Origin of the sequence: Anaerosalibacter massiliensis, assembly GCF_024623155.1 — a bacterium.
Taxonomy (GTDB): Bacteria; Bacillota; Clostridia; order Tissierellales; family Sporanaerobacteraceae; genus Anaerosalibacter; species Anaerosalibacter massiliensis.
Genome location: NZ_JANJZL010000004.1, coordinates 15,446 through 36,792, shown reverse-complemented (window position 1 = coordinate 36,792; position 21,347 = coordinate 15,446). Strand labels below are relative to the sequence as shown.

General features: G+C 29.9%; 17 protein-coding genes. 4 read left to right on the top strand and 13 right to left on the bottom strand.

Translation table 11 applies throughout. The features are described 5' to 3' along the window. Nucleotides 1-104: 104 nt before the first annotated feature. Together NSA23_RS07345 and NSA23_RS07340 are read left to right on the top strand one after the other, a co-directional pair. The gene (locus NSA23_RS07345; RefSeq protein ID WP_042683040.1) at nt 105-719 is read left to right on the top strand and encodes a regulatory protein RecX; all 615 of its coding nucleotides are present in this window, start codon (nt 105-107) and stop codon (nt 717-719) included. A gap of 108 nt (nt 720-827) precedes the next feature. Further along, nucleotides 828-1,070, top strand: a complete 243-nt coding sequence (locus NSA23_RS07340) for a hypothetical protein (protein WP_042683041.1) — start codon at nt 828-830, stop codon at nt 1,068-1,070. Nucleotides 1,071-1,137: 67 nt separating this feature from the next. On the opposite strand, the gene NSA23_RS07335 is transcribed toward NSA23_RS07340, so the two are convergent. The 10 genes from NSA23_RS07335 to NSA23_RS07290 all read right to left on the bottom strand — a co-directional run bounded on the left by NSA23_RS07335 (nt 1,138) and on the right by NSA23_RS07290 (nt 13,092). Then, nucleotides 1,138-1,608 carry a Dps family protein gene (locus NSA23_RS07335; RefSeq protein WP_042683042.1) on the bottom strand — a complete coding sequence of 157 codons (471 nt, stop codon included), beginning with the start codon at nt 1,606-1,608 and terminating at the stop codon, nt 1,138-1,140. A gap of 195 nt (nt 1,609-1,803) precedes the next feature. Continuing rightward, nucleotides 1,804-3,582, bottom strand: a complete 1,779-nt coding sequence (locus tag NSA23_RS07330; protein WP_042683043.1) for an aminopeptidase P family protein — start codon at nt 3,580-3,582, stop codon at nt 1,804-1,806. A 79-nt stretch (nt 3,583-3,661) separates the two neighbouring features. Continuing rightward, nucleotides 3,662-5,050: a sodium:solute symporter family protein gene (locus NSA23_RS07325; protein WP_042683044.1), complete on the bottom strand. Its 1,389-nt coding sequence runs from the start codon at nt 5,048-5,050 to the stop codon at nt 3,662-3,664. Nucleotides 5,051-5,209: 159 nt separating this feature from the next. Continuing rightward, nucleotides 5,210-6,016, bottom strand: coding sequence for a pyrroline-5-carboxylate reductase (proC, locus tag NSA23_RS07320; RefSeq protein ID WP_042683045.1), 807 nt, complete (start codon nt 6,014-6,016; stop codon nt 5,210-5,212). 160 nt (nt 6,017-6,176) lie between these two features. After that, complete coding sequence (gene hypD, locus NSA23_RS07315) at nt 6,177-8,537, bottom strand: trans-4-hydroxy-L-proline dehydratase (RefSeq protein WP_042683046.1); 2,361 nt, start codon at nt 8,535-8,537, stop codon at nt 6,177-6,179. Between the two features lie 4 nt (nt 8,538-8,541). Continuing rightward, the gene (locus tag NSA23_RS07310) at nt 8,542-9,444 is read right to left on the bottom strand and encodes a trans-4-hydroxy-L-proline dehydratase activase (protein ID WP_042683047.1); all 903 of its coding nucleotides are present in this window, start codon (nt 9,442-9,444) and stop codon (nt 8,542-8,544) included. A 21-nt stretch (nt 9,445-9,465) separates the two neighbouring features. After that, nucleotides 9,466-10,020: a helix-turn-helix domain-containing protein gene (locus NSA23_RS07305; protein ID WP_042683048.1), complete on the bottom strand. Its 555-nt coding sequence runs from the start codon at nt 10,018-10,020 to the stop codon at nt 9,466-9,468. A 415-nt stretch (nt 10,021-10,435) separates the two neighbouring features. After that, nucleotides 10,436-11,455 carry a proline racemase family protein gene (locus tag NSA23_RS07300; protein WP_222704811.1) on the bottom strand — a complete coding sequence of 340 codons (1,020 nt, stop codon included), beginning with the start codon at nt 11,453-11,455 and terminating at the stop codon, nt 10,436-10,438. 52 nt (nt 11,456-11,507) lie between these two features. Beyond that, entirely contained in the window at nt 11,508-12,476 is a 969-nt protein-coding gene (locus tag NSA23_RS07295; protein ID WP_042683049.1) for an ornithine cyclodeaminase family protein, read from the bottom strand. 25 nt (nt 12,477-12,501) lie between these two features. Further along, entirely contained in the window at nt 12,502-13,092 is a 591-nt protein-coding gene (locus NSA23_RS07290) for a helix-turn-helix domain-containing protein (protein WP_042683050.1), read from the bottom strand. Nucleotides 13,093-13,619: 527 nt separating this feature from the next. Here NSA23_RS07290 and NSA23_RS07285 point away from each other — a divergent pair. Together NSA23_RS07285 and fabG are read left to right on the top strand one after the other, a co-directional pair. Next, nucleotides 13,620-14,816 (top strand): CD0519/CD1768 family membrane protein, encoded by a 1,197-nt coding sequence (locus tag NSA23_RS07285; RefSeq protein WP_222704812.1) that lies wholly within the window; start codon nt 13,620-13,622, stop codon nt 14,814-14,816. Between the two features lie 250 nt (nt 14,817-15,066). Beyond that, nucleotides 15,067-15,843: a 3-oxoacyl-ACP reductase FabG gene (fabG, locus tag NSA23_RS07280; protein ID WP_042683051.1), complete on the top strand. Its 777-nt coding sequence runs from the start codon at nt 15,067-15,069 to the stop codon at nt 15,841-15,843. Nucleotides 15,844-15,896: 53 nt separating this feature from the next. On the opposite strand, the gene NSA23_RS07275 is transcribed toward fabG, so the two are convergent. The 3 genes from NSA23_RS07275 to uvrB all read right to left on the bottom strand — a co-directional run bounded on the left by NSA23_RS07275 (nt 15,897) and on the right by uvrB (nt 21,300). Then, nucleotides 15,897-16,364 (bottom strand): hypothetical protein, encoded by a 468-nt coding sequence (locus NSA23_RS07275; protein WP_257490364.1) that lies wholly within the window; start codon nt 16,362-16,364, stop codon nt 15,897-15,899. Between the two features lie 130 nt (nt 16,365-16,494). Then, nucleotides 16,495-19,320, bottom strand: a complete 2,826-nt coding sequence (gene uvrA / locus NSA23_RS07270) for an excinuclease ABC subunit UvrA (RefSeq protein WP_042683053.1) — start codon at nt 19,318-19,320, stop codon at nt 16,495-16,497. Between the two features lie 15 nt (nt 19,321-19,335). Then, on the bottom strand, nt 19,336-21,300 hold the full coding sequence (gene uvrB / locus NSA23_RS07265) for an excinuclease ABC subunit UvrB (RefSeq protein ID WP_042683054.1): 1,965 nt from the start codon (nt 21,298-21,300) through the stop codon (nt 19,336-19,338). Nucleotides 21,301-21,347 lie beyond the last annotated feature (47 nt).

The following is a 21,347-nucleotide window of genomic DNA, read 5'->3' as shown; positions in this document are numbered from 1 at the left end:
CCAAAAATTGTTTAATAACAAACAATTTCGACCGAAATGATATTTCATGATATTATATATATATCAATACGCTTTAAAAATTTTGATTTACGAAAGGATTTTTTATGAAAATCACAAAAATTACATCTCAACAAAATAAAGATAGGGTTAATATATACATAGATAATGAGTTTGCATTTGGACTAGATTTAGAAATAGCATATAAATACAACTTGAAGAAAGGTATGGAAATAGATGAAACATATATTAATGATGTATTAAAATCTGAAGAACAAAATAATGCAAATAATTATGCACTGAAATTTTTATCATCTAGATGGAGAACTGAGAAGGAAATTGAAGATAGAATGACAAAAAAAGGGTTCGATGAAGAAATAATTAATGAGACATTAAATTATTTAAAAAAATATGAATTTATTGATGATAGACGATTTGCGGAAATTTATGCTGAGGAAAAAATAAGGCTTAAAAAATTAGGAACCTATAGAATAAAATATGAATTATGCAATAAAGGAGTAGATGAAGAAATAGCATCTGAGGTAGTAAAAAAATATTCAGATGATGAATTTGAAAGAGCTATGGAACTAGCATCTAAGAAAATTAAGTCTTATAAAAAAGATGATAAAAATGCAATATATAGAAAATTAGGAGGATATCTTCAAAGGAGAGGTTTTTCCTATAACTGTGTTTCCAAGGTTTTAAGAGAGCTAGTTAACTAGCTCTTTTTTATCTCAATATTTTTCTTAATATTATGAATAACAACTTAAATTAATTCTATAATATGATAATATATAGGCAATGGAGTAAATATAAACAGGGGGTGAAATGTGTTGTTTTCTAAAAAGCTACGACATTTGGAAATAGAGGTTAAAGAGCTAAAAGACGATACTATTTATAACTGCATAATACGAGATAAAAAAAAGAAGCAAATAGAAAAGGAGCCTGTTGAAATATCTGGCAAGGAACTAAAAATACTTGCTGAAATGCAAGGACAAAGGTACGGAATGATACGCTATAGCAATGAATTATTTTATGATGTAGTTGATGAAAAAGAAAAAGTTCCTAATTAAATGAATAAACTACCAATATGAAAAAATGCTCTTTTCTGCCATGAATAAGACAGAAAAGAGCATTTTTTTAACTTAAATATGCACGGAACATCCAAGAAGTTTTTTCTAAACTTTCTAAAGAACCTACCATTAAATCAATAGACACTTCATCTTCATATTCTTCTGCTATTTTAATTCCTTTTCTTAATTCATCGATTAAAATTGAAAAATCATTGAGTAAATTCTTTACTATATCCTTTCCTCTAATACCTTTACTTTCTACTTCTTCCAATTCGGCTATCTCAAGATATTCCTTCATAGATGCAGCTGGTCTAAAGCCAAGAGTAAGAATTCTCTCTGCTACTTCATCTATTTCTTCTGCTGTTTCATCATATAGTCCTTCCATTTCTTCATGTATCTGGAAAAATTCATTTCCTTCTACATTCCAATGATAATTGTGTAGTTTTGTGTACAATACATTTAAATTTGCTAAATATTTATTTAAAACTTTTGAAATTTCTTCCCTACCTTTTTTATCTAATCCAATTCCAATATCCATTAAAAAGCCTCCTTTATATTTTAAAAATTTTACACAAAATTAAATTTAATTCAACTTTGTAATCATTACAATCTATTCTATTGTATATATACCACTTGTATGTTATTTTAAACATTATTTATCTTTTTATTAGTCAAAAATAAAAACACTCTTCTTTGGTTAGAATCACCAAAGAGAGTGTTTTTATAGTATTATTTATATATTCCTAGTTTCATTTTTCAACCATTCTTTTTCATCTTCATTTAGATATGGAGATAATTTTTCATATACTTCACTATGATAATTGTTTAACCACTGTCTTTCGTCTTCATCAAGTAACTCTACATCTACGCCTTCTAAATCTATTGGACAATAAGATATAGTTTCAAATTTCATAAACTGACCTGATTCAGTAACTATATCTTTTCTTACTACTATATCATTTTCTATCCTTATTCCATGCTTTCCTTCTTTATATACTCCTGGCTCTATAGTTATTACCATGCCTTCTTCTAATCTTACTTTATTAGGAATTGGAGCAAACCTATGAGGTCCTTCATGAACATTTAAGAAAAATCCTACTCCATGACCAGTTCCACATTTATAGTCAATTCCCTCTTGCCACAATGGAAATCTAGCAAGAACATCTAAATTTGAGCCTGTTGCCCCATATAAAAATCTAGCTTTTATTAAATTAATATGTCCTTTTAAAGTTAAAGTAAAATCTTTCTTTTCTTCTTCTGTTATAGGTCCTAATATTATAGTTCTAGTAATATCTGTAGTTCCATCAAGATATTGCCCACCAGAATCAATTAGAAGCATACCCTCTTTTTCTAAAGTATAATCTGAATCTTCTGTAGCACTATAATGCATCATAGGTGCATGATCCTTGTATGCAGCTATAGTAGCAAAGCTAGGTTCTACAAAATCTTCTTGTTCACTTCTAAATTCTTCTAATTTATCTGCTACAGAAATCTCTGATATTGTAGTCTTTCCTAAATTTTTATCTAACCAGTATAGGAACTTGACTAATGCTACTCCATCTTTCACATAAGAATTTTTTAAATTTTTTATTTCTACAGAGTTTTTTATTGCCTTAAGATTAGTTGTTATATTTGTTCCTCCAACTACCTTACATTCTTTAGGTATTCCATTATATAACCATCTATTTACCTTACTTGGATCTATGAATACTCTACTTCCTTTTTCTATATTTTCAACATAATTTCTTACTTCTTCATATTCTCTAATTTCTATGCCATTTTCATTTAAAAATTCTTCTACTTCTTCTGGCACTTTAGTTTTGTGAATAAATAAATAAGCCTTATCCATTGAAATAAAAGCATATGAAGTAACTACAGGATTATATTTTACATCTTTACCTCTAACATTATAAACCCAAGCTATATCATCAAGGCTTCCTAATATATAATATTCTACTTCTAGCTTTTTCATTTCCTTTCTTACATCTTCTAATTTTTCTTCTGGAGTTTTACCTGTGTATTTTGCATCATGAATAAATATTTCATCCATTGGCAATTCAGGTCTATCTGTCCATATTTCATCTATTAAATCATATTCTTCAACAAATTTTATACCTTTATTAGAAAGTTCTTCTGACATACTTTCTACATCTGATTGTGGAAATACTTTTCCATCAAATCCTAATGTTTCACCTTTTTCTAAATTGTCTTTAATCCATTCTATATAAGTCGGATATCCAGGTATGCCCATTTTAAATAATTTTATTTCACTACCCTTTAATTGGTTTTCTGCTTGTATAAAATATCTGCCATCAGTCCATAAGCCCGCTTCATCCTTAGTCACAACCACAGTACCTGCCGAACCTGTAAATCCTGATATCCATACTCTTGACTGCCAATGTTCTCCTACATATTCACTTTGATGAGCATCATATGTAGGTATTATATATGCATCTATCCCTTTTTCATCCATAAGTTTTCTTAATTTTGAAATTTTATTATTTACATTCATTTCTTCACCTTCCTACAATAAAATGATTAAATCCATTATATCATAGCTTCAAAAATTTAGACTAACTATTCTTTTTATTTTAAACTTCTCTTGCCCTATTTTGTGTCAATAAGCTAACTACAACAAGGCATACTATGGATAATGGGCCTGCTATTACAATACTATTTAAATCCATTGGGTTTTTTAAAACTATTTCCCAAATAAGTACTGTAGATGCACCAACTATAATAGAGGTAAGTCCTCCTGCTTTAGTTGCTTTATCCCAAAATAGGCAAGCTAAGAAAGCTGGAGTTATTGCAGCACCATATATTGAATAAGCATACATCTGCATACTTAATATTGAAGGAAAAAATTTACCTATTATTAATGCCAATATACCTAATACAACTATCGAGACCCTAGTAACAATTAACTTTTCTTTATCAGATGCATTTTTATTGATAAATCTTGCCCAAAAATCATAAGTTATATTAGTTCCAGCAGACAATAAATATGAATCTGCAGTGGTTATAAATAATGCAACTGAACTAGCCAACATGAAAGCTCCCACTATTTCAGGAAGTCCCATTGCCACTTGAAAAAATGCTGTATCAGGATTTTTTAAATTAGGATATAGTATTATAGCTGGAGTTACTAGACCTAGTATCAAAATATCTAATAGGAGTCCAAGCCAAAATAACCCTATACCTGATTTTCTAGATTCTTCAGCATTTTTAGCTGAGCCAAAACGTTGATATAAATTTTGTTCTCCTAAAACTAAAAATATAGTGGGAAGAGTATATCCCAATAGTTGAACACCGCTTAACTTTCCTGTAAGAGAAAGTTGTTCTGCTGGAATAGCTGAAATCATTCCAGATAGCCCTCCTGCTTGTGCAATAGCAATTGGAAGTCCTATTATCATTGCAGAAAATATTATTAATGTTCCTATAGCATCTGTATAAGCAACAGAAACCAAACCACCTACTACTGATAAAAATATAATAATTACCGCACTTAATAATGTACCTGCTTTAACACCCATTCCAGTTGTGATATTTAATATATATCCTCCTGCTTCAAATTGGTATGATACTATTCCAACATAGGAAAGAATTATACATATAGCTAATATAACCCTTGCTACTGGTCCAAACTTTCTCTCAATTAGTTCTGGAATTGTATATGATGTTTTTTCCCTTGCACGTTTAGCTAAAAATAATGCAACAAGTAGCAACCCTAAAGGCTCTCCTATAAGATGAATTAGACCTGCGACAGGTCCATAGGTATAAATAAAATTTGCAGTACCAGTGACCATTCCACTTCCCATCCAAGTAGCTAATAAAGTACCAATTAATATTGGAAGGGGAAAACTTCTGCCACCTGTAACAAAATCATCACTAGTTTCAATATGTTTTCTATTTAAATACCAACCATATATTGATATTCCTAATAAATAGGATACTATAACTATTAAATATATATTTTTCATCATCTAACCTCCCTTTGATATTTTTAAATTTTATTTAATATAGATGTTAAAATAATAACATAAATAAGACTAAATATGTACTAATTTTAATAAATTTATAATATTAATTCTCCCTATGTTATATAAATATAAGGAGAATTAATATTAAGTATGCATATACTATTTTGACATTTCTTTAGATTTTTTAGTGCAAGCTCTCATAGCTGATATGACAGCATTTCTAAATCCTTTCTCTTCAAGAGTTGCTACTGCTTCAATTGTTGTACCTCCTGGAGAAGAAACCATATCTTTTAATGCTCCTGGATGCATTCCTGTTTCTAGTACCATTTTAGCTGAACCAAGTACTGCTTGTGCAGCCATAGTATATGCCTTATCTCTTGGTATTCCATCAAGTACAGCTGCATCAGCCATAGCTTCAATGAAAATATACACATATGCAGGTGAGGAACCACTAACAGAAGTTACTGCATCCATAAGATTTTCAGCTACTACTTCTGCCTTTCCAAAGCTTTCAAATATATCTATTATCTCTTTTAGTTCTTCTCTTGTAACTGCCTCACTTGGACATATTGCAGACATCCCTTCTCCCACAAGTGCTGGAGTATTAGGCATAACTCTTACTACTTTTATTTTTCTTCTAAATTCTTTTTCTGTATCTTCAATCTTTCTTCCTGCAGCAATAGTTACTATAATAACATCTTCTTTTACATCATCTTTTATCCCTGATATTATAAGTGGATAAAGATTTGGTTTTACTGAAAGTATTATAATATCTGAAAATTTTGCAACATCTTTATTATTTAGTGATATATTTACACCATATTCTTCTTTTACTGCTTTGAGACCTTCTTCATGAATATCTGAAACTATAATATTTTCTGGTGCAAAAACATCTGCATTTATTATTCCACCCATCATTGCTCTACCCATGTTTCCATTTCCTATAAATCCTAATTTTTTACTCATAGCTAACCTCCTAACCAATTTTTTTATAATATTATTAAAAATACTCCTAACTTAAGTCACAAAATAAATTGCATTTCTTAAACTATTATTTTATATTTTAAGTGAAAAATTTAATAAATAGAGAAGAATAAACAAAATGTTTATTCTTCTCTCCACTTTCTTAGAAAGTTTGTTCTGTTCTAGCTATTATCTCATCTTGAAGTGCTTTGTCAAGGTTCCCAAAATAGTCACTATAACCAGCAACTCTAACAATTAAATTCTTATACTCTTCTGGATTATTTTGTGCTTCAATTAAAGTTTCTTTACTTATTATATTAAATTGTATATGATGTCCATCCATTTTAAAATATGAACGAACAAGATGAGCTAAACTATCCAATCCCTCTTCTCCTTGAACAACAGAAGGTGTGAATTTTTGATTTAGCAAAGTTCCTCCTGTTATTACATGATCCATTTTTGCCGCTGATTTTATAACTCCTGTAGGACCATTTTTATCTGCTCCCTTTGATGGAGAAATACCATCTGCTAAAGGTGTATTAGCCTTCCTTCCATCTGGAGTTGCTCCAATCACTGAACCAAAATAAACATGACATGTAGTAGGAAGCATATTGATTCTATGAACTCCACATTTTCCATTTGGACGTCCTGTTACTTCATTATAATATGCATTAAATACATCTTTCATTATTTCATCAGCATAATCATCATCATTTCCATATTTAGGAGTCTTGTTTTTAACAAGATGTAATATATCTTCATGCCCTTCAAAATTATCTTTTACTGCAGCTAATAATTCTCCCATAGTTAATTTTTTCTTATCAAATACATTGTATTTTATTGAAGCTAAAGCATCAGTAATATTTCCTATTCCAACTCCTTGGATATAACTTGTATTGTATCTTGCTCCTCCTGCATTGTAATCTTTTCCTTCTTTGATACAGTCATCTATTATTACCGAAAGAAAAGGTACAGGCATTTTTGTTGCATATAGTCTTTCTATAACTCTATTTCCTCTTACCTTAATATCTATGAAATGTTTAATTTGTTTTTTATATGCCTTAAATAATTCTTCATATGTTTTAAATTCAGTTGGATTTCCTGTTTCTATTCCTAATTTCTTTCCTGTTTCAGGATCAAGACCATTATTTAATGTAATTTCAAGTATTTTAGGAAGATTAAAATACCCTGTCAATATATAAGCTTCTTTACCAAAAGCTCCTGTTTCAACACACCCACTAGTTCCACCATCTCTTGCATCTTCTACTGTCTTTCCAGCTCTAAGCATTTCTTGAATTATTGCATCTGTATTGAACAATGATGGCTGTCCCCATCCCTTCCTTACAATCTTCAATGCTTTTTTTAAGAATTTTTGAGGCGTTTTCTTGCTTATTTGTACATTTGAACTTGGTTGCAATAATTTCATTTCATCTATGACATCAAGTACTATATAACTTACATCATTGACTCCATCAGAACCATCTGTTTTTAATCCACCGCTATTTATATTGGCAAAGTCTGTATATGTCCCACTTTCTTTAAGTGTAACTCCTACTTTTGGAGGCGCTGGCTGATTATTAAATTTAACCCAGAAACATTGTAAGTATTCTTTAGCTTTTTCTTCTGTTAATGTTCCAGCTTCTACTTCTTTTTTATAATATGGATAAAGATGTTGATCAAGTCTACCCGGATTAAATGAATCCCATGGATTAAGCTCTGTAATTACACAAAGATGAACAAACCAATACATTTGAAGAGCTTCTCTGAAAGTTCTTGGAGCATGAGCAGGTACCCAACTGCAAACTTCTGATATTTCAAGAAGTTCTTTTTTCCTCTCAGTATTTTCTTCTTTTTCTGCAAGTTCTTTAGCATATTCTGAATATCTTTTTCCTAATATTATTATAGCATCACATGCAATACCCATGGCTTCAAGCTGATTTTTCTTATCAAGAGCTTTATCATCATTTAAAAAGTCAAGATTTTCTATAGCCTCTTCTATATCTTTTTTAAAATCTAAAAATCCTTTTTTATATATTTTACCATCTGCTACTGTATGGCCTGGACCTCTTTGTTCCATAAATTCAGTAAATATTCCTGCTGCATAACATTCTTTCCATTCTTCAGTCATATTCTCAAGAATATGATACCTCATAGATCTTTTTTTCCAATAGGGTATTATTTCTTCTCTTTGAATATTTTTAGCTTCTTCATTAACTTTAAAGGATATTTTTTCACGTTTGTCCATTATTTCAAAATCTTCTATTGTATGACAACATAGTTCAGGATATGTTGGAGTTGCAACTGGTGCTTCTCCCCTTTCTCCAACTATAAGTTCTCCATCATTGATGCAAAGTTTTTTCTTTGACATAATTTCTTTAAGTGCAAGTGCTCTCAATACTGGTGTTGGAACTGCACCTTCATATTTTTTATATACTTCATCAACTATTTTTGCTCTTTCCATTGAAATATAAGGAACTGCATTAAGACTTTGTTCTCTTAATTTTTTAACTCTTTCCGTCATCATTTTATTAGCCCCCTATCTTTACTTTTATTTTTGCTTTTTCAAACTTTCCTTTTAATTCTTCCATTTTTTCGTCAGCAGGTTTTTCTTTACCTGAAAGCTTGTACTTCATTTCCAACCTTTCATATTTATCCATTCCCATACTATGATAGGGAATTAAATTAACCTGTTCTATGTTATTTAAAGTATTTATAAACTTTATACTTTCATCAATATGTCCATTATCATCATTAATTCCTAATATTATTGGCATTCTTACAAAAATTCTTTTTCCCAATGATGATAATTTTTGAAGATTTTCGAGAATTAATTTATTAGAAACTCCTATATATTTTTTATGTTTTTCATCATCAATAAGTTTTAAATCATACAAAAACAAATCTGCTTTATCAGCTACTTTCTCTACATCTTCCCATTTTGCATAGCCTGAAGTATCTATAGCTGTATGGATATGTTTCTTATTACATAAATCTAAGGCCTCACTAAGAAAGTCAACTTGTAAAAGAGGTTCTCCGCCAGAAAAAGTAACTCCTCCTCCTGATTCCTCATAAAATATTTCATCTTTTTGAACTTCTTTAATTAGGTCTTCAACACTTATTTCTTGTCCAACATACTCTCTTGCTTCATTAAAACAGAAATCTGTACAATTTCCACATAAAGTACATTTATTTTTGTCTACTACTGGATACATATTTTTTATAGTAATAGCTCCCTCTGGACATCTCTTTACACATATTCCACATCCAGTACACCTATTTTGAAAAAACATTATTTGATTTTTAGTACTTTGACTTTCTGGATTATGGCACCACCAACATTTCAAAGGACAACCTTTAAAAAATACTGTGGTTCTTATTCCAGGACCATCATGTATAGAATATTTTTGTATATTTACAATTGTTCCCTTCATAGACATAACACCTCTTCATTATTACTCCTTAAGAGTATTAGGAATATTTACTGCAATAAACTTAACAACTTTGTTTGTATAATTTGCCCAGTTATGAACTTTCATTGAACTATAATGAGCACTATCTCCTGGATAAAGACTATATTCTTCATCATTTAATACCAAAGTTAATATTCCCTCAAGAACATAAACAAATTCTTCTCCCTCATGACTATATGTTTTTATACTTTCTAATTTTTCCATTGGAAGAATATGTATAAGTCTTGGAAGTAATTCTCTTTCACTAATATGGTTTGTAAGATTATAAAATATATGATTGTTTACTATCTGATATACTTCTTGTTCATAACTGCGAAGCACTATTTGTTTCTGTTCCTTGGGTGGTGATAAAAAATATGATATATCTACATGAAGTTCTTTTGCTATCGTATCTAAGGAATCTATTGCTATAGTTGTCAATCCTCTTTCTAGTTGAGATAAAAAGCCAATAGAAAAACCAGTTTTCTCACTTAATTCTTTTAAAGTCATTTTATTTCCTGTTCTTAATTCTTTAATTTTTTTTCCTACACTATTCATACCGTTTTCCCTTCCTTACTATATTTTATTTTATGAAAACTTACCTGTCATATTATTATATACAATTCATCCTATCTTTTTTAGATTCTTTATCTAAACCAAAACTCCATTTATTCAAAACGGTATTAGTTTGATATGTTTTTAACTTGATTATACTCTATAATTTTGAAAATGTCTAGGGCTTTTTTAAGTATTACTAAATTTATTTTAATTATTATAAAAATAAATCACTTTCTAAAATATTGAATTAGTTTCCGTGTGGTTTCTAAAAACTTGCATAATACAGAGTTATCGTTGTATATTCTTTTAAATTTACGTAAATATTTATTTCATATATTTGAAATTATATTTTTATGCTTTTTAATAAAGTAAAAATCCCTGAGAATAATTTATCAGGGGTTTTTACTTTATTATTTTAGCTACCTGAAATTCTGAAACCTTCTGGTAGTGGATCCTTTGGATCAAGGACTAATTGATTAAAGCCCGCTATATATGCTGTACCTGAAACTTCAGTTATTACTGCATCATACTCTCCAACCTTAGTATCCTCAATAATCTTTGCCTCCATAGTAGTATCTATAACACTATTATTTATAAGTATATCTCCTTTTTTCATTTCACCTTTACTATAATGCAATGCTACTCTTCCGCCTGTTCCAGTACCAGTAGGAGATCTATCTATTTGTCCTTCTGCAAAGATACATATATTTTTTGTATGAAGTTTATTGTCTTCCCTTTTTAAAGGTTTATAGAATATAGTTCCATAAAGCCAATTTACACCTGAAGTTGGATGATTAAATTCCATACTTGCCGCTACTTTATTCTTTATTTCCATACCTATTCTTACAAGTTCTTCTGCGTTTTCAGGATTCACCTTTAAACCTACTTCATTTACATCAAGATATACATAAAAAGCTCCACAATATACTACTTCTCCAGTTACTTCTCCTATACCATCTATGCTCACTTTTACATTCTCTTCATATACAAAACATGGAACATTTTGAAATCTTACTTTTTCTACTTCACCATCTTTTATATCTGCATAAGCTGTTATTCTTCCAGCAGGAGAATCTATTTTTACAATTTTAATTCCATTCTCTGCAGGAATCATGCCTGTCTCAATAGCAACTTTAGTTACTGCAATTATTCCATGTCCACACATAGAACTTAATCCTTCATTATGTGTGAAAAGTACACCAAAATCTCCATCTTCCGTTACAGCAGGAACAATAATACACCCATACATTCCACTATGACCTCTAGGCTCTAACATCATCATTTTTCTTAAACCATCATAGTATTTAAGCATATATTCCCTTTTTTCAAGGATTGTATCTCCTTCAATAGGAGGAAGACCTGATGTAATGATTCTGAGAGGTTCTCCACCAGTATGTGCGTCAATACAATTGATGTAATGCTTAAAACGCATCATATTTAACATCTCCTTTTTAATTTATTTTAAATAAAATTATTGCCAAATTTTATTAAGCTTCAACTCTCTGTCCAATTCCCTTCTCTTTTGCTTTTTCATATATAAGTTGGGCTACAACTATATCAAATAAAGCCATCCCTACAGATTTAAACCAAGTAGTACCTTTTACTATCTCCTCCTTATTCCTTTCATTCAAAAGATAATCTCCAAAAGTTTCAATTTGACTATCTTTCAATAGTCCTTTCTCAATTGGCTGGGAAAGATCACCAGTTTCTTCTTTTGCAAACTCTGTATCTATATAAACTTTATTTAGAACAGAAATAAGTGCATCTGGGTATTCTCTCATATAAGGCTTATATGAACCAATTCCTATAAAATGTTTCCCCTCAAAAAGGTCTTTCTTATTAGGAAATACTGGCTCATTGGCTGTAGTAGTAGTTATAATTATTTCTGATTCTTTTAAAAGTTCTTCCGTAGTTTCTGCTGAAACCATTTCAACGCCTGGAATTTCTGTTTTCAACTCTCCAATATAAGCTGGAAGTTTTTCTTTAAATAAATCAAATATTATAATTTTTTCTATATCTCTTGCTTCACAGGCAAATCTTAATTGATTAAATCCTTGCACTCCTGCTCCTACAAGTCCTACGACTTTTACATCTTTGGGTGTAGTATATCGAATGCCAGTACCCCCTACTGCCCCTGTCCTAAGAGCTGTTAATGTTTTCCCATCTAAAATAGAAACAGTCTCTCCAGTATCATAGTCATTTAATAACATAAGCCCATCTATCACCGGTTTACTTTTTTCCCTATTTTCCGGAAAAACCGTAAGTACCTTTGTTCCAAATGTATCTTCTAAAAAGCAAGGCATATATAAAATCGTTTTATTTTTATGATCTACATGAATTCTATCAGGCATATGAAATTTATTTTCTTCATAAATTTTATATGCCTTTTCTATTTCATTCATAATTTCATTTAAAGATATGCATTTATTTATATCTTTTTCATTTAAATACAACATTTCTAACACCTCTTTTTTAAAATTTTTATATATTAAATTTATTTTTCTTCATCTTTTTTATCATAAAGGGATTTGGAGTACCTATCACTAAGACTTTTACAACATTATTTGCACCATTACACCAATTGTGAGCAATAGCAGAATCAAAATGAATACTATCTCCTTCATGAAGTTCATATTTCTCTTTGTCAATAAAAACAGTTAATATTCCTTTTAATACATATAGGAATTCTTCTCCTTTGTGTCTAAATTCTTTAAGCTCTTCTTTATTTCTATTACATCCAGGCATGATTAATACTATTTTAGGAAGCATGTGTTTATCTTCAGTATTCCCTGAAAGATTATAGTGAATAAATTTATCTGATTCTATCTGAAATACAGACTTTTCATAGCTGCGAATCACTATATCATTTTTAGATTCAGTTGGCACAAAAAAATAACTTAAATCTGCCCCTAACGCTATTGCAATATCTTCTAAAGAATCTGTAGCTATAGTTGTCAACCCTCTTTCTAGTTGTGATAAATACCCTGTGGACAATTTAGTTTTTTCACTCAATTCTCTCAACGTTATTTTTTTATCATTTCTAAGCTCCCTGATCCTAGCTCCTATGTCCATAAATATAGTCTCACCTCTTTTATTCTACTTAAACTTATTTCATTGTAATAAAAATTATTTTATCCTCCTATAAGTTTATTATAATGAATATCTTTTCATTTATGTAAAACATAAAACTGTTATAAATAAATGCATTAATGATTTTATTTGTATTTTTCAAATGTTATAGGGATTGTTCACTTGTTAATTTATGTTCATTATACTACTATCCAGTTTTTTTGTCCATATATCATTAATTTTTTTATTTTATTTGTTTTTAATTTGTTTTAAAAAATTCTTCAAAAATGAATTGATTTTCATTTATATAAATAGTATAATGAAATTGTAATAAATAATATAAAGGCCTTTTAAAAAGTAGATGAACCTTTTCCTACATAAAGATATGTTTTTTTGCTATTGTTTGTTTGATATTTAACTAACCTTTAAGGAGGATGATAACTAGATATCATTGTTATCTTATTTATAAGCTTTATTCATGTAATTATAAGTTTAATGAAAATTTTATCCTCAGGAGGTGTGTTTATTAAATGGAAAATGTAGAAAAAATAAAAAATATAAAAAATGAAAGTACAAAGGTAAATAAAAATCTTAAAAAAGCTATTTCCATCGAAACTTTTGTATTTATGGGAGTTACTCTCGCTATGTTCACTTATTTAGCAAATAAAATGGGTATAGGTATTATGTTTAGCGTTATGATGAAAACAGCTCACGATTTAGTACTTAATACAACATTGTATATAATGGCTGTAGCAGTTTTAGCTGGAGGTGCTGCTGGACTGATGTCAGAGTTTGGCGTTATAGCACTTATTAATAAAATTATATCCCCTATTATGCGACCTTTATTTGGCTTACCTGGAGCTGCATCCCTTGGTGCTGTAACAACTTATTTATCTGACAATCCTGCTATATTATCCCTTATTAAAGATAAAGAATTTACAAAATACTTCACAAAATCTGAAAGTGTGGCTCTTATAAATCTTGCCAATACTTTTGGTATGGGCTTAATAGTTACTAGTTACTGTCTTGGTTTAGGTAATGAATATATTCCAGCTATAATCATAGGAAATATAGCTGCAATACTTGGAGGTATTTTTAGTATAAGAGCAATTCTTTATATTGCAAAAAAAGAATACAAAGAAAATGATGAAAATATTAAATCAGCTGATGAAAATGCATTTAAATATAGAAAAGTTCGTGAAGGTAGTATTGGACAACGTGTTTTAGATTCTATGCTTGAAGGTGGAAAAAATGGAGTCGAACTTGGATTGAGTATAATCCCTGGTGTCCTTATTGTATGCACTATAGTTATGATTTTAACTTTTGGTCCCAGTGATGTAGTAAATGGTGTACCTGTATATGAAGGTGTTGCTGGAGAAGGTATAGGACTTCTTCCTAAACTGGGAGAAAAAATCTCCTTCATACTTGACCCTTTATTTGGCTTCAAGAGTACTGAAGCTTTAGCCCTTCCTATTACATCTTTGGGAGCAGTAGGAGCAGCAATGGGTATGGCTAAAGGATTGTTAGAAAAGGGTCTTATGAATGCTCATGATATAGCTGTGTTTTCTGCAATGGGTATTTGTTGGGCAGGTTTCTTAAGTGTACAAGTTGGTCAAATGGATGCTATTGGTGCTCGTAAACTTATTGGTAAATCAATGCTAGTACATTTTATAGGTGGTTTAATTGCGGGAGTATTAGCAAATTATATGTATGTAATTTTTTGCTAAATTTTAAAAATATAAATTAAAAAGCAGGTAAAACTAAGTTTTACCTGCTTTTTATATTCTTATTTAAGACTTGATCTAAATGATATGAATCGTTACTTTGTATAATATAGGACATAACTGGTCCATTCTCCACTTGCATCAAAACATAGTTATTTAGTCATGTTTTTAACGTTTTTTATTTGACAATATAAGTTATTATGTATAATATGAATGTACACAGAAATTGTATATTATTTGGAGGTGTTTTCTAATGGCAAAAAGAATGGAAGACAAAGTAGTTATTATAACTGGAGGAGCTAAGGGAATAGGTAAAGGTATCTCTAATGTATTTGCCAAGGAAGGCGGAAAAATTCTAATAGTTGTTCGTAGTGAAGAAACTGCCAAAAAAGCTGTCGAAGAAATTAAAGAAAAAGGTGGAGAAGCTTCTTACTTTATTGGTGATGTTAGCAAAGAAAAGGATATGAACAAAATGGCAGAAACTTGTATTGAACGGTATGGAAAAATAGATGTTCTTTGTCATAATGCTGGAATATTTCCAGAAAAAAGACTTGAAGATATGACTATAGAAGACTGGGACCTTGTAAATAATATAAATCTAAGAGGAACATTTTTAACTGTTAAAGCTTGTTTACCTTATATGAAAAAACAAAAATATGGAAGAATAGTTATTACCTCTTCTATAACTGGAAATAAAGTAGGAAATCCAGGACTTACTCACTATGCTGCATCTAAAGGTGGAGTTAATGGATTTATAAAATCCGCTGCCATTGAATTAGCTAAAGATAATATAACTGTTAATGGAGTAGAACCTGGAAATATTATGACAGAAGGCATGAGCTCTCAATTAGGTGAAGAATATATTAAAGCCCAAGAAGCTTCTATACCTATGGGGAAACTTGGTGAACCAGAAGATATTGGCTATGCAACGTTATTCTTAGCTTCTGATGAGGCAAAGTATATAACTGGTCAAACTATTACTGTTGATGGTGGGCAAATACTACCAGAATCAAAGTTCGATGTTAATTAACCTATAATATAAAGAAATGGTCTCTATTAATTAATAGGAACCATTTCTTTTTATTATTTCTCTAAAATTATAGCTTTTATATTTTCATCTTTATCCAATATTAAACCAATGTCTTCCCCTGCTTTTAAATCTGAAAAATCTAATTTCATTTTTTTATCATTTCTTTTCAAGACTATATCTGCATCCTCACTTACTTTGAATTTAGATGATATCTTTTTAGTATTTTCATCTAAATATTGTTCTATTTCTATTTTACCATTTTCATAATTAATACTCATTATAATTCCATATGCAAATATTTCTCCTTTTTCACTATTATATTGGGCTAAGTCTTTATAAGGTTTTATAATAATTTCAGTCTTTTCTTTATTCCAATACCCTTGTCCTCCCATAATATTCACTACTTTTGAAATAGGTGCATATAATTTATTATTATAATAAATTGCCTCTTCTTTTAAATCTATACTTCCCATATTTCCTTTTAGCACAATATCTTCAAATACTTTATCAACTTTCTTCAAATCTCCCTGAGAAAATACTATAGTATATAATGAAAATATTAGACAAAAAAGGAATATTAAAATAAAAATCCTCTTTCTCATCTCATCACTCCTTTAAAGAGAGTATAGACAAGAAAGGGGATTTTAAAACCTATACATGATTTATTATATCCTTTAAAAACTGTCCTGTATAAGATTCTTTCACTTTTGATACTTCCTCTGGAGTACCTTTGGCTACTATAGTTCCTCCACCATCTCCGCCTTCAGGTCCTAAATCTATAATATAATCTGCTGTTTTTATAACATCTAAATTATGTTCAATAACTATTACTGTATTTCCTCCTTCAACTAGTTTATCTAATACTTTAATTAATTTATGAATATCTGCTACATGAAGACCTGTAGTAGGTTCATCTAATATATATAAAGTTTTTCCTGTACTTCTTTTGCTTAATTCTGTAGCCAATTTAATCCTCTGAGCTTCTCCTCCTGACAATTGAGTTGAAGGTTGCCCAAGTTTAATATACCCTAGCCCAACTTCCTTTAATGTTTGAAGTTTTTTCTTGATTTTTGGTATGTTTTCAAAAAATTCTAATGCCTCTTCTACTGTCATATCTAATACATCAGATATAGTTTTACCTTTATATTTTACTTGCAATGTTTCTCTATTATATCTTTTCCCCTTGCAAACTTCACATGGTACATATACATCAGATAAAAAGTGCATTTCTATCTTTATAATTCCATCTCCATTGCAAGCCTCACATCTGCCACCTTTTACATTAAAACTAAACCTTCCCTTTTTATATCCTCTCATTTTTGCCTCTGGAGTCATTGCAAAAACATCTCTAATATGATCAAATACTCCTGTATAGGTAGCTGGATTTGATCTAGGAGTCCTTCCTATAGGAGATTGGTCTATTTCTATAACTTTATCTAGATTTTCAAGTCCTAATATTTTTTTATGTTTTCCAGGTTTAGTTTTTGCATTATTTAATTTCTGAGCAAGAGATTTATAAAGTATTTCATTAATTAAAGTACTCTTTCCTGAACCAGAAACTCCTGTAATACATGTGAATACTCCCAATGGCATTTTTACATCTATATCTTTAAGATTATTTTCCTTTGCTCCTTTAATCTCTAGCCATTTTCCATTAGATTCTCTTCTTTTTTCTGGAATTTCAATTTTCTTTTTCCCTGAAAGATATTGACCAGTAATAGAATTTTCATCCTTTTCTATATCTTCAATAGTACCCTTTGATACAATATAACCTCCATGTCTTCCTGCACCTGGTCCTATATCTACAATATAGTCAGCACTGTACATTGTGTCCTCATCATGTTCTACAACTATAAGAGTATTACCTAAATCAGTAAGATTTCTCAATGTTTTAAGTAATTTAGCATTATCTCGTTGGTGTAGCCCTATACTAGGTTCATCTAAAACATATACAACTCCAACTAGACTTGAGCCTATCTGTGTTGCTAACCTTATTCTTTGAGATTCTCCACCAGAAAGGGTACTAGCAGTTCTTGAAAGTGTAAGATAATTTAATCCTACATCCTGTAAAAACTGAAGCCTTTCCCTTACTTCCTTCAATACTTGATCACCTATGATTTTTTGTCTTTCTGTCAACTTTAAATTTTTAAAAAAATCTAATGAATCTTTTATAGAGAGATCTGTAACTTCTGCTATATTAAGCCCATTTATCCTTACTGCCAACACTTCATCTTTAAGCCTTTTTCCATGACATTTAGGACAAGGATTTTCTGTCATATACTTATCTATTTTATCTCTCATATAATCTGAATTAGTCTCTCTATACCTTCTTTCTAAATTAGGTATAACTCCCTCAAACCTTCCTCTATAGCTTCTATAACCACTATAATGACTGTTAAATTTAAAACTTATAGTATCCTTAGTCCCATATAATAATTCATCTAAAAACTTCTTAGGTGCATTTTCCAAAGGCTCATCCATAGAAAAATTATTCTTATCTCCTATTGCTTTAAAAACTTGATAATAATAGGTATCTTCTGCTGAAGTACTAAAAGGAGCAATTCCTCCTTCTTTAACACTTAGAGAAGGATTTGGAATAACTAATTCTTTATCTATTTCTTTATAATAACCTATTCCATTACAGGTAGGACACATGCCAAATGGGCTATTAAATGAAAACATTCTAGGTGAAAGTTCCTCTATAACTACTCCACAATCTGGACAAGCTAAGTTTTGACTAAAAAGCATTTGTTCCCCATCTATAATATCTATAATTACTAATCCATCTGAAAGTTTTAAAGCTGTTTCAATAGAATCTGCTAGTCTTCCTTCTATACCATCTTTTACAATAATTCTATCTACTACTACTTCAATATTATGTTTTTTGTTTTTATTAAGCTTTATTTCATCTGTTAATTCATACATTTCTCCATCTACTATAACTCTTATAAAACCTTCTTTTTTTATGGATTCTAATATTTTCTGATGTTCTCCTTTTTTACCTCTTATAATAGGAGCAAGTACTTGAATCTTTGTTCTTTCCTCTAACTCAAGGACCTTATCTACCATTTGATCTACAGTTTGACTAGTTATTTCCCTTCCGCATTTATAACAATAAGGAGTTCCTATTCTAGCAAATAAAAGTCTTAAATAATCGTATATTTCCGTTACTGTGCCTACTGTGGATCTAGGATTTTTACTAGTAGTTTTTTGATCTATAGATATAGCTGGAGAAAGTCCTTCAATATAGTCTAAATCCGGCTTTTCCATTTGACCTAAAAACTGTCTTGCATAGGCTGAAAGACTTTCTACATATCTTCTTTGCCCTTCTGCATATATAGTATCAAAAGCTAATGAAGATTTACCTGAACCACTAATACCAGTAAATACTATAAATTTATTTCTAGGAAGCTGTAAATCTACATTTTTTAAATTATGTTCCCTAGCTCCTTTTATTATTATTTTATCTTTAGACATTAAACCACCTCTTAACTAAAGCATCTTTTTTAATTCATTTACTTTATCCCTTAATTCAGCAGCTTTTTCAAAATTTAAAGATTCTGCTTCTTTAAGCATCTCAGTTTCTAATCCTTCTATTATCTCCAATATTTCTTCTTTCGATATCTTTTCAGTTACATATTCTTCTTCATCTTCAATAACTTTTGTAGCTTCTATTACACCTCTTATACCTTTTACAATAGTTTTAGGAGTTATATGATGTTTCTCATTATATTCACTTTGAATTTTTCTTCTTCTATTTGTTTCATATATAGCTTTTTTCATAGATTTGGTAATAGTATCAGCATACATTATTACCCTTCCTGAAGAATTTCTTGCTGCTCTACCTATAGTCTGTACCATTGACGTCTCTGATCTTAAAAATCCTTCTTTATCTGCATCTAGAATTACTACTAAAGAAACCTCAGGTAAATCCAATCCCTCTCTCAAAAGATTTATTCCAATTAATACATCATATTTTCCAAGCCTTAAATCTCGAATAATCTCCATTCTTTCTATTGTATCTATATCTGAGTGAAGATAAGTTACCTTTATACCTATTTCTTTAAAATAATCAGTTAAGTCTTCTGCCATTTTCTTAGTAAGAGTAGTTATCAATACTCTCTCTTTTTTCTTTTCCCTAATCCTTATTTCCTTCACTAAATTATCTATTTGGTTTTCTGTAGGTCTTACATCTATTTCTGGGTCTAAAAGTCCTGTAGGACGTATAATCTGTTCTACTACATCTTCTGAATGTTCTAATTCATAAGGTCCAGGAGTAGCACTTAAAAATAGTATTTGATTTATATGATCTTCAAATTCATTAAATTTAAGAGGACGGTTATCTAATGCAGATGGAAGCCTAAAACCATGTTCTACAAGAGTAGTTTTCCTAGACCTATCTCCATTATACATACCCCTTATTTGTGGAATAGTCACATGGGATTCATCTACAATAATGAGAAAATCTTCTGGAAAATAATCTATAAGAGTATAAGGTTTGCTCCCTTTATCTCTTCCACTTAAATGTCTTGAGTAATTTTCTATTCCTTGACAATATCCCATTTCTTTAAGCATTTCAATATCATATCTAGTTCTTTGTTCTAATCTCTGAGCTTCTAAAAGCTTATCTTGACTTCTAAGTTCTTCTAGCCTTCCTTTTAGCTCTTTCTCAATTCTAACTATTGCCTTTTCAATTTTTTCATATGATGTAGCAAAGTGAGAAGCTGGAAATATAGATATATGATTTCTAAGACCTATTATCTCTCCTGTAAGATGATTGATTTCTACAATCCTATCAATTTCATCTCCAAAAAATTCTACCCTTATAGTATTTTCACTAGAAGATGCAGGAAAAATTTCTAATGTATCTCCTCTTACCCTAAAAGTGCCTCTTATAAAGTTTATATCATTTCTTACATACTGAATATCAACTAGTTTTTTTATGATTTCATCTCTATCTTTTATCATACCTGGTCTTAGAGAAATCACTAAATTTTCATAATCAATAGGATCTCCTAATCCATATATACAAGATACACTAGCTACTATTATTACATCTCTTCTCTCAAATAAGCTAGCTGTTGCTGAATGCCTTAATTTATCTATTTCATCATTTATAGATGCATCTTTTTCTATATAGGTATCAGTTTGTGGAACATATGCCTCTGGTTGATAATAGTCGTAATAACTTACAAAATATTCTACTGCATTGTTTGGGAAAAATTCCTTAAACTCACTGGCTAATTGGTAAGCTAAAGTTTTATTGTGAGCAATAACTAATGTAGGTTTTTGAACCTTTTCTATAATATTAGCCATAGTAAAAGTTTTTCCAGAACCAGTTACTCCAAGTAAAGTTTGATATTTTGCTCCATTTAATATTCCATTGGAAAGTTTCTTTATAGCCTCTGGTTGATCACCAGTAGGCTTAAAGCTTGATTTTATCTCAAATTTACTCAATTTATTCACCTCATCTTTTGAACGCTTGTTCGTGATTACTCTTTAAT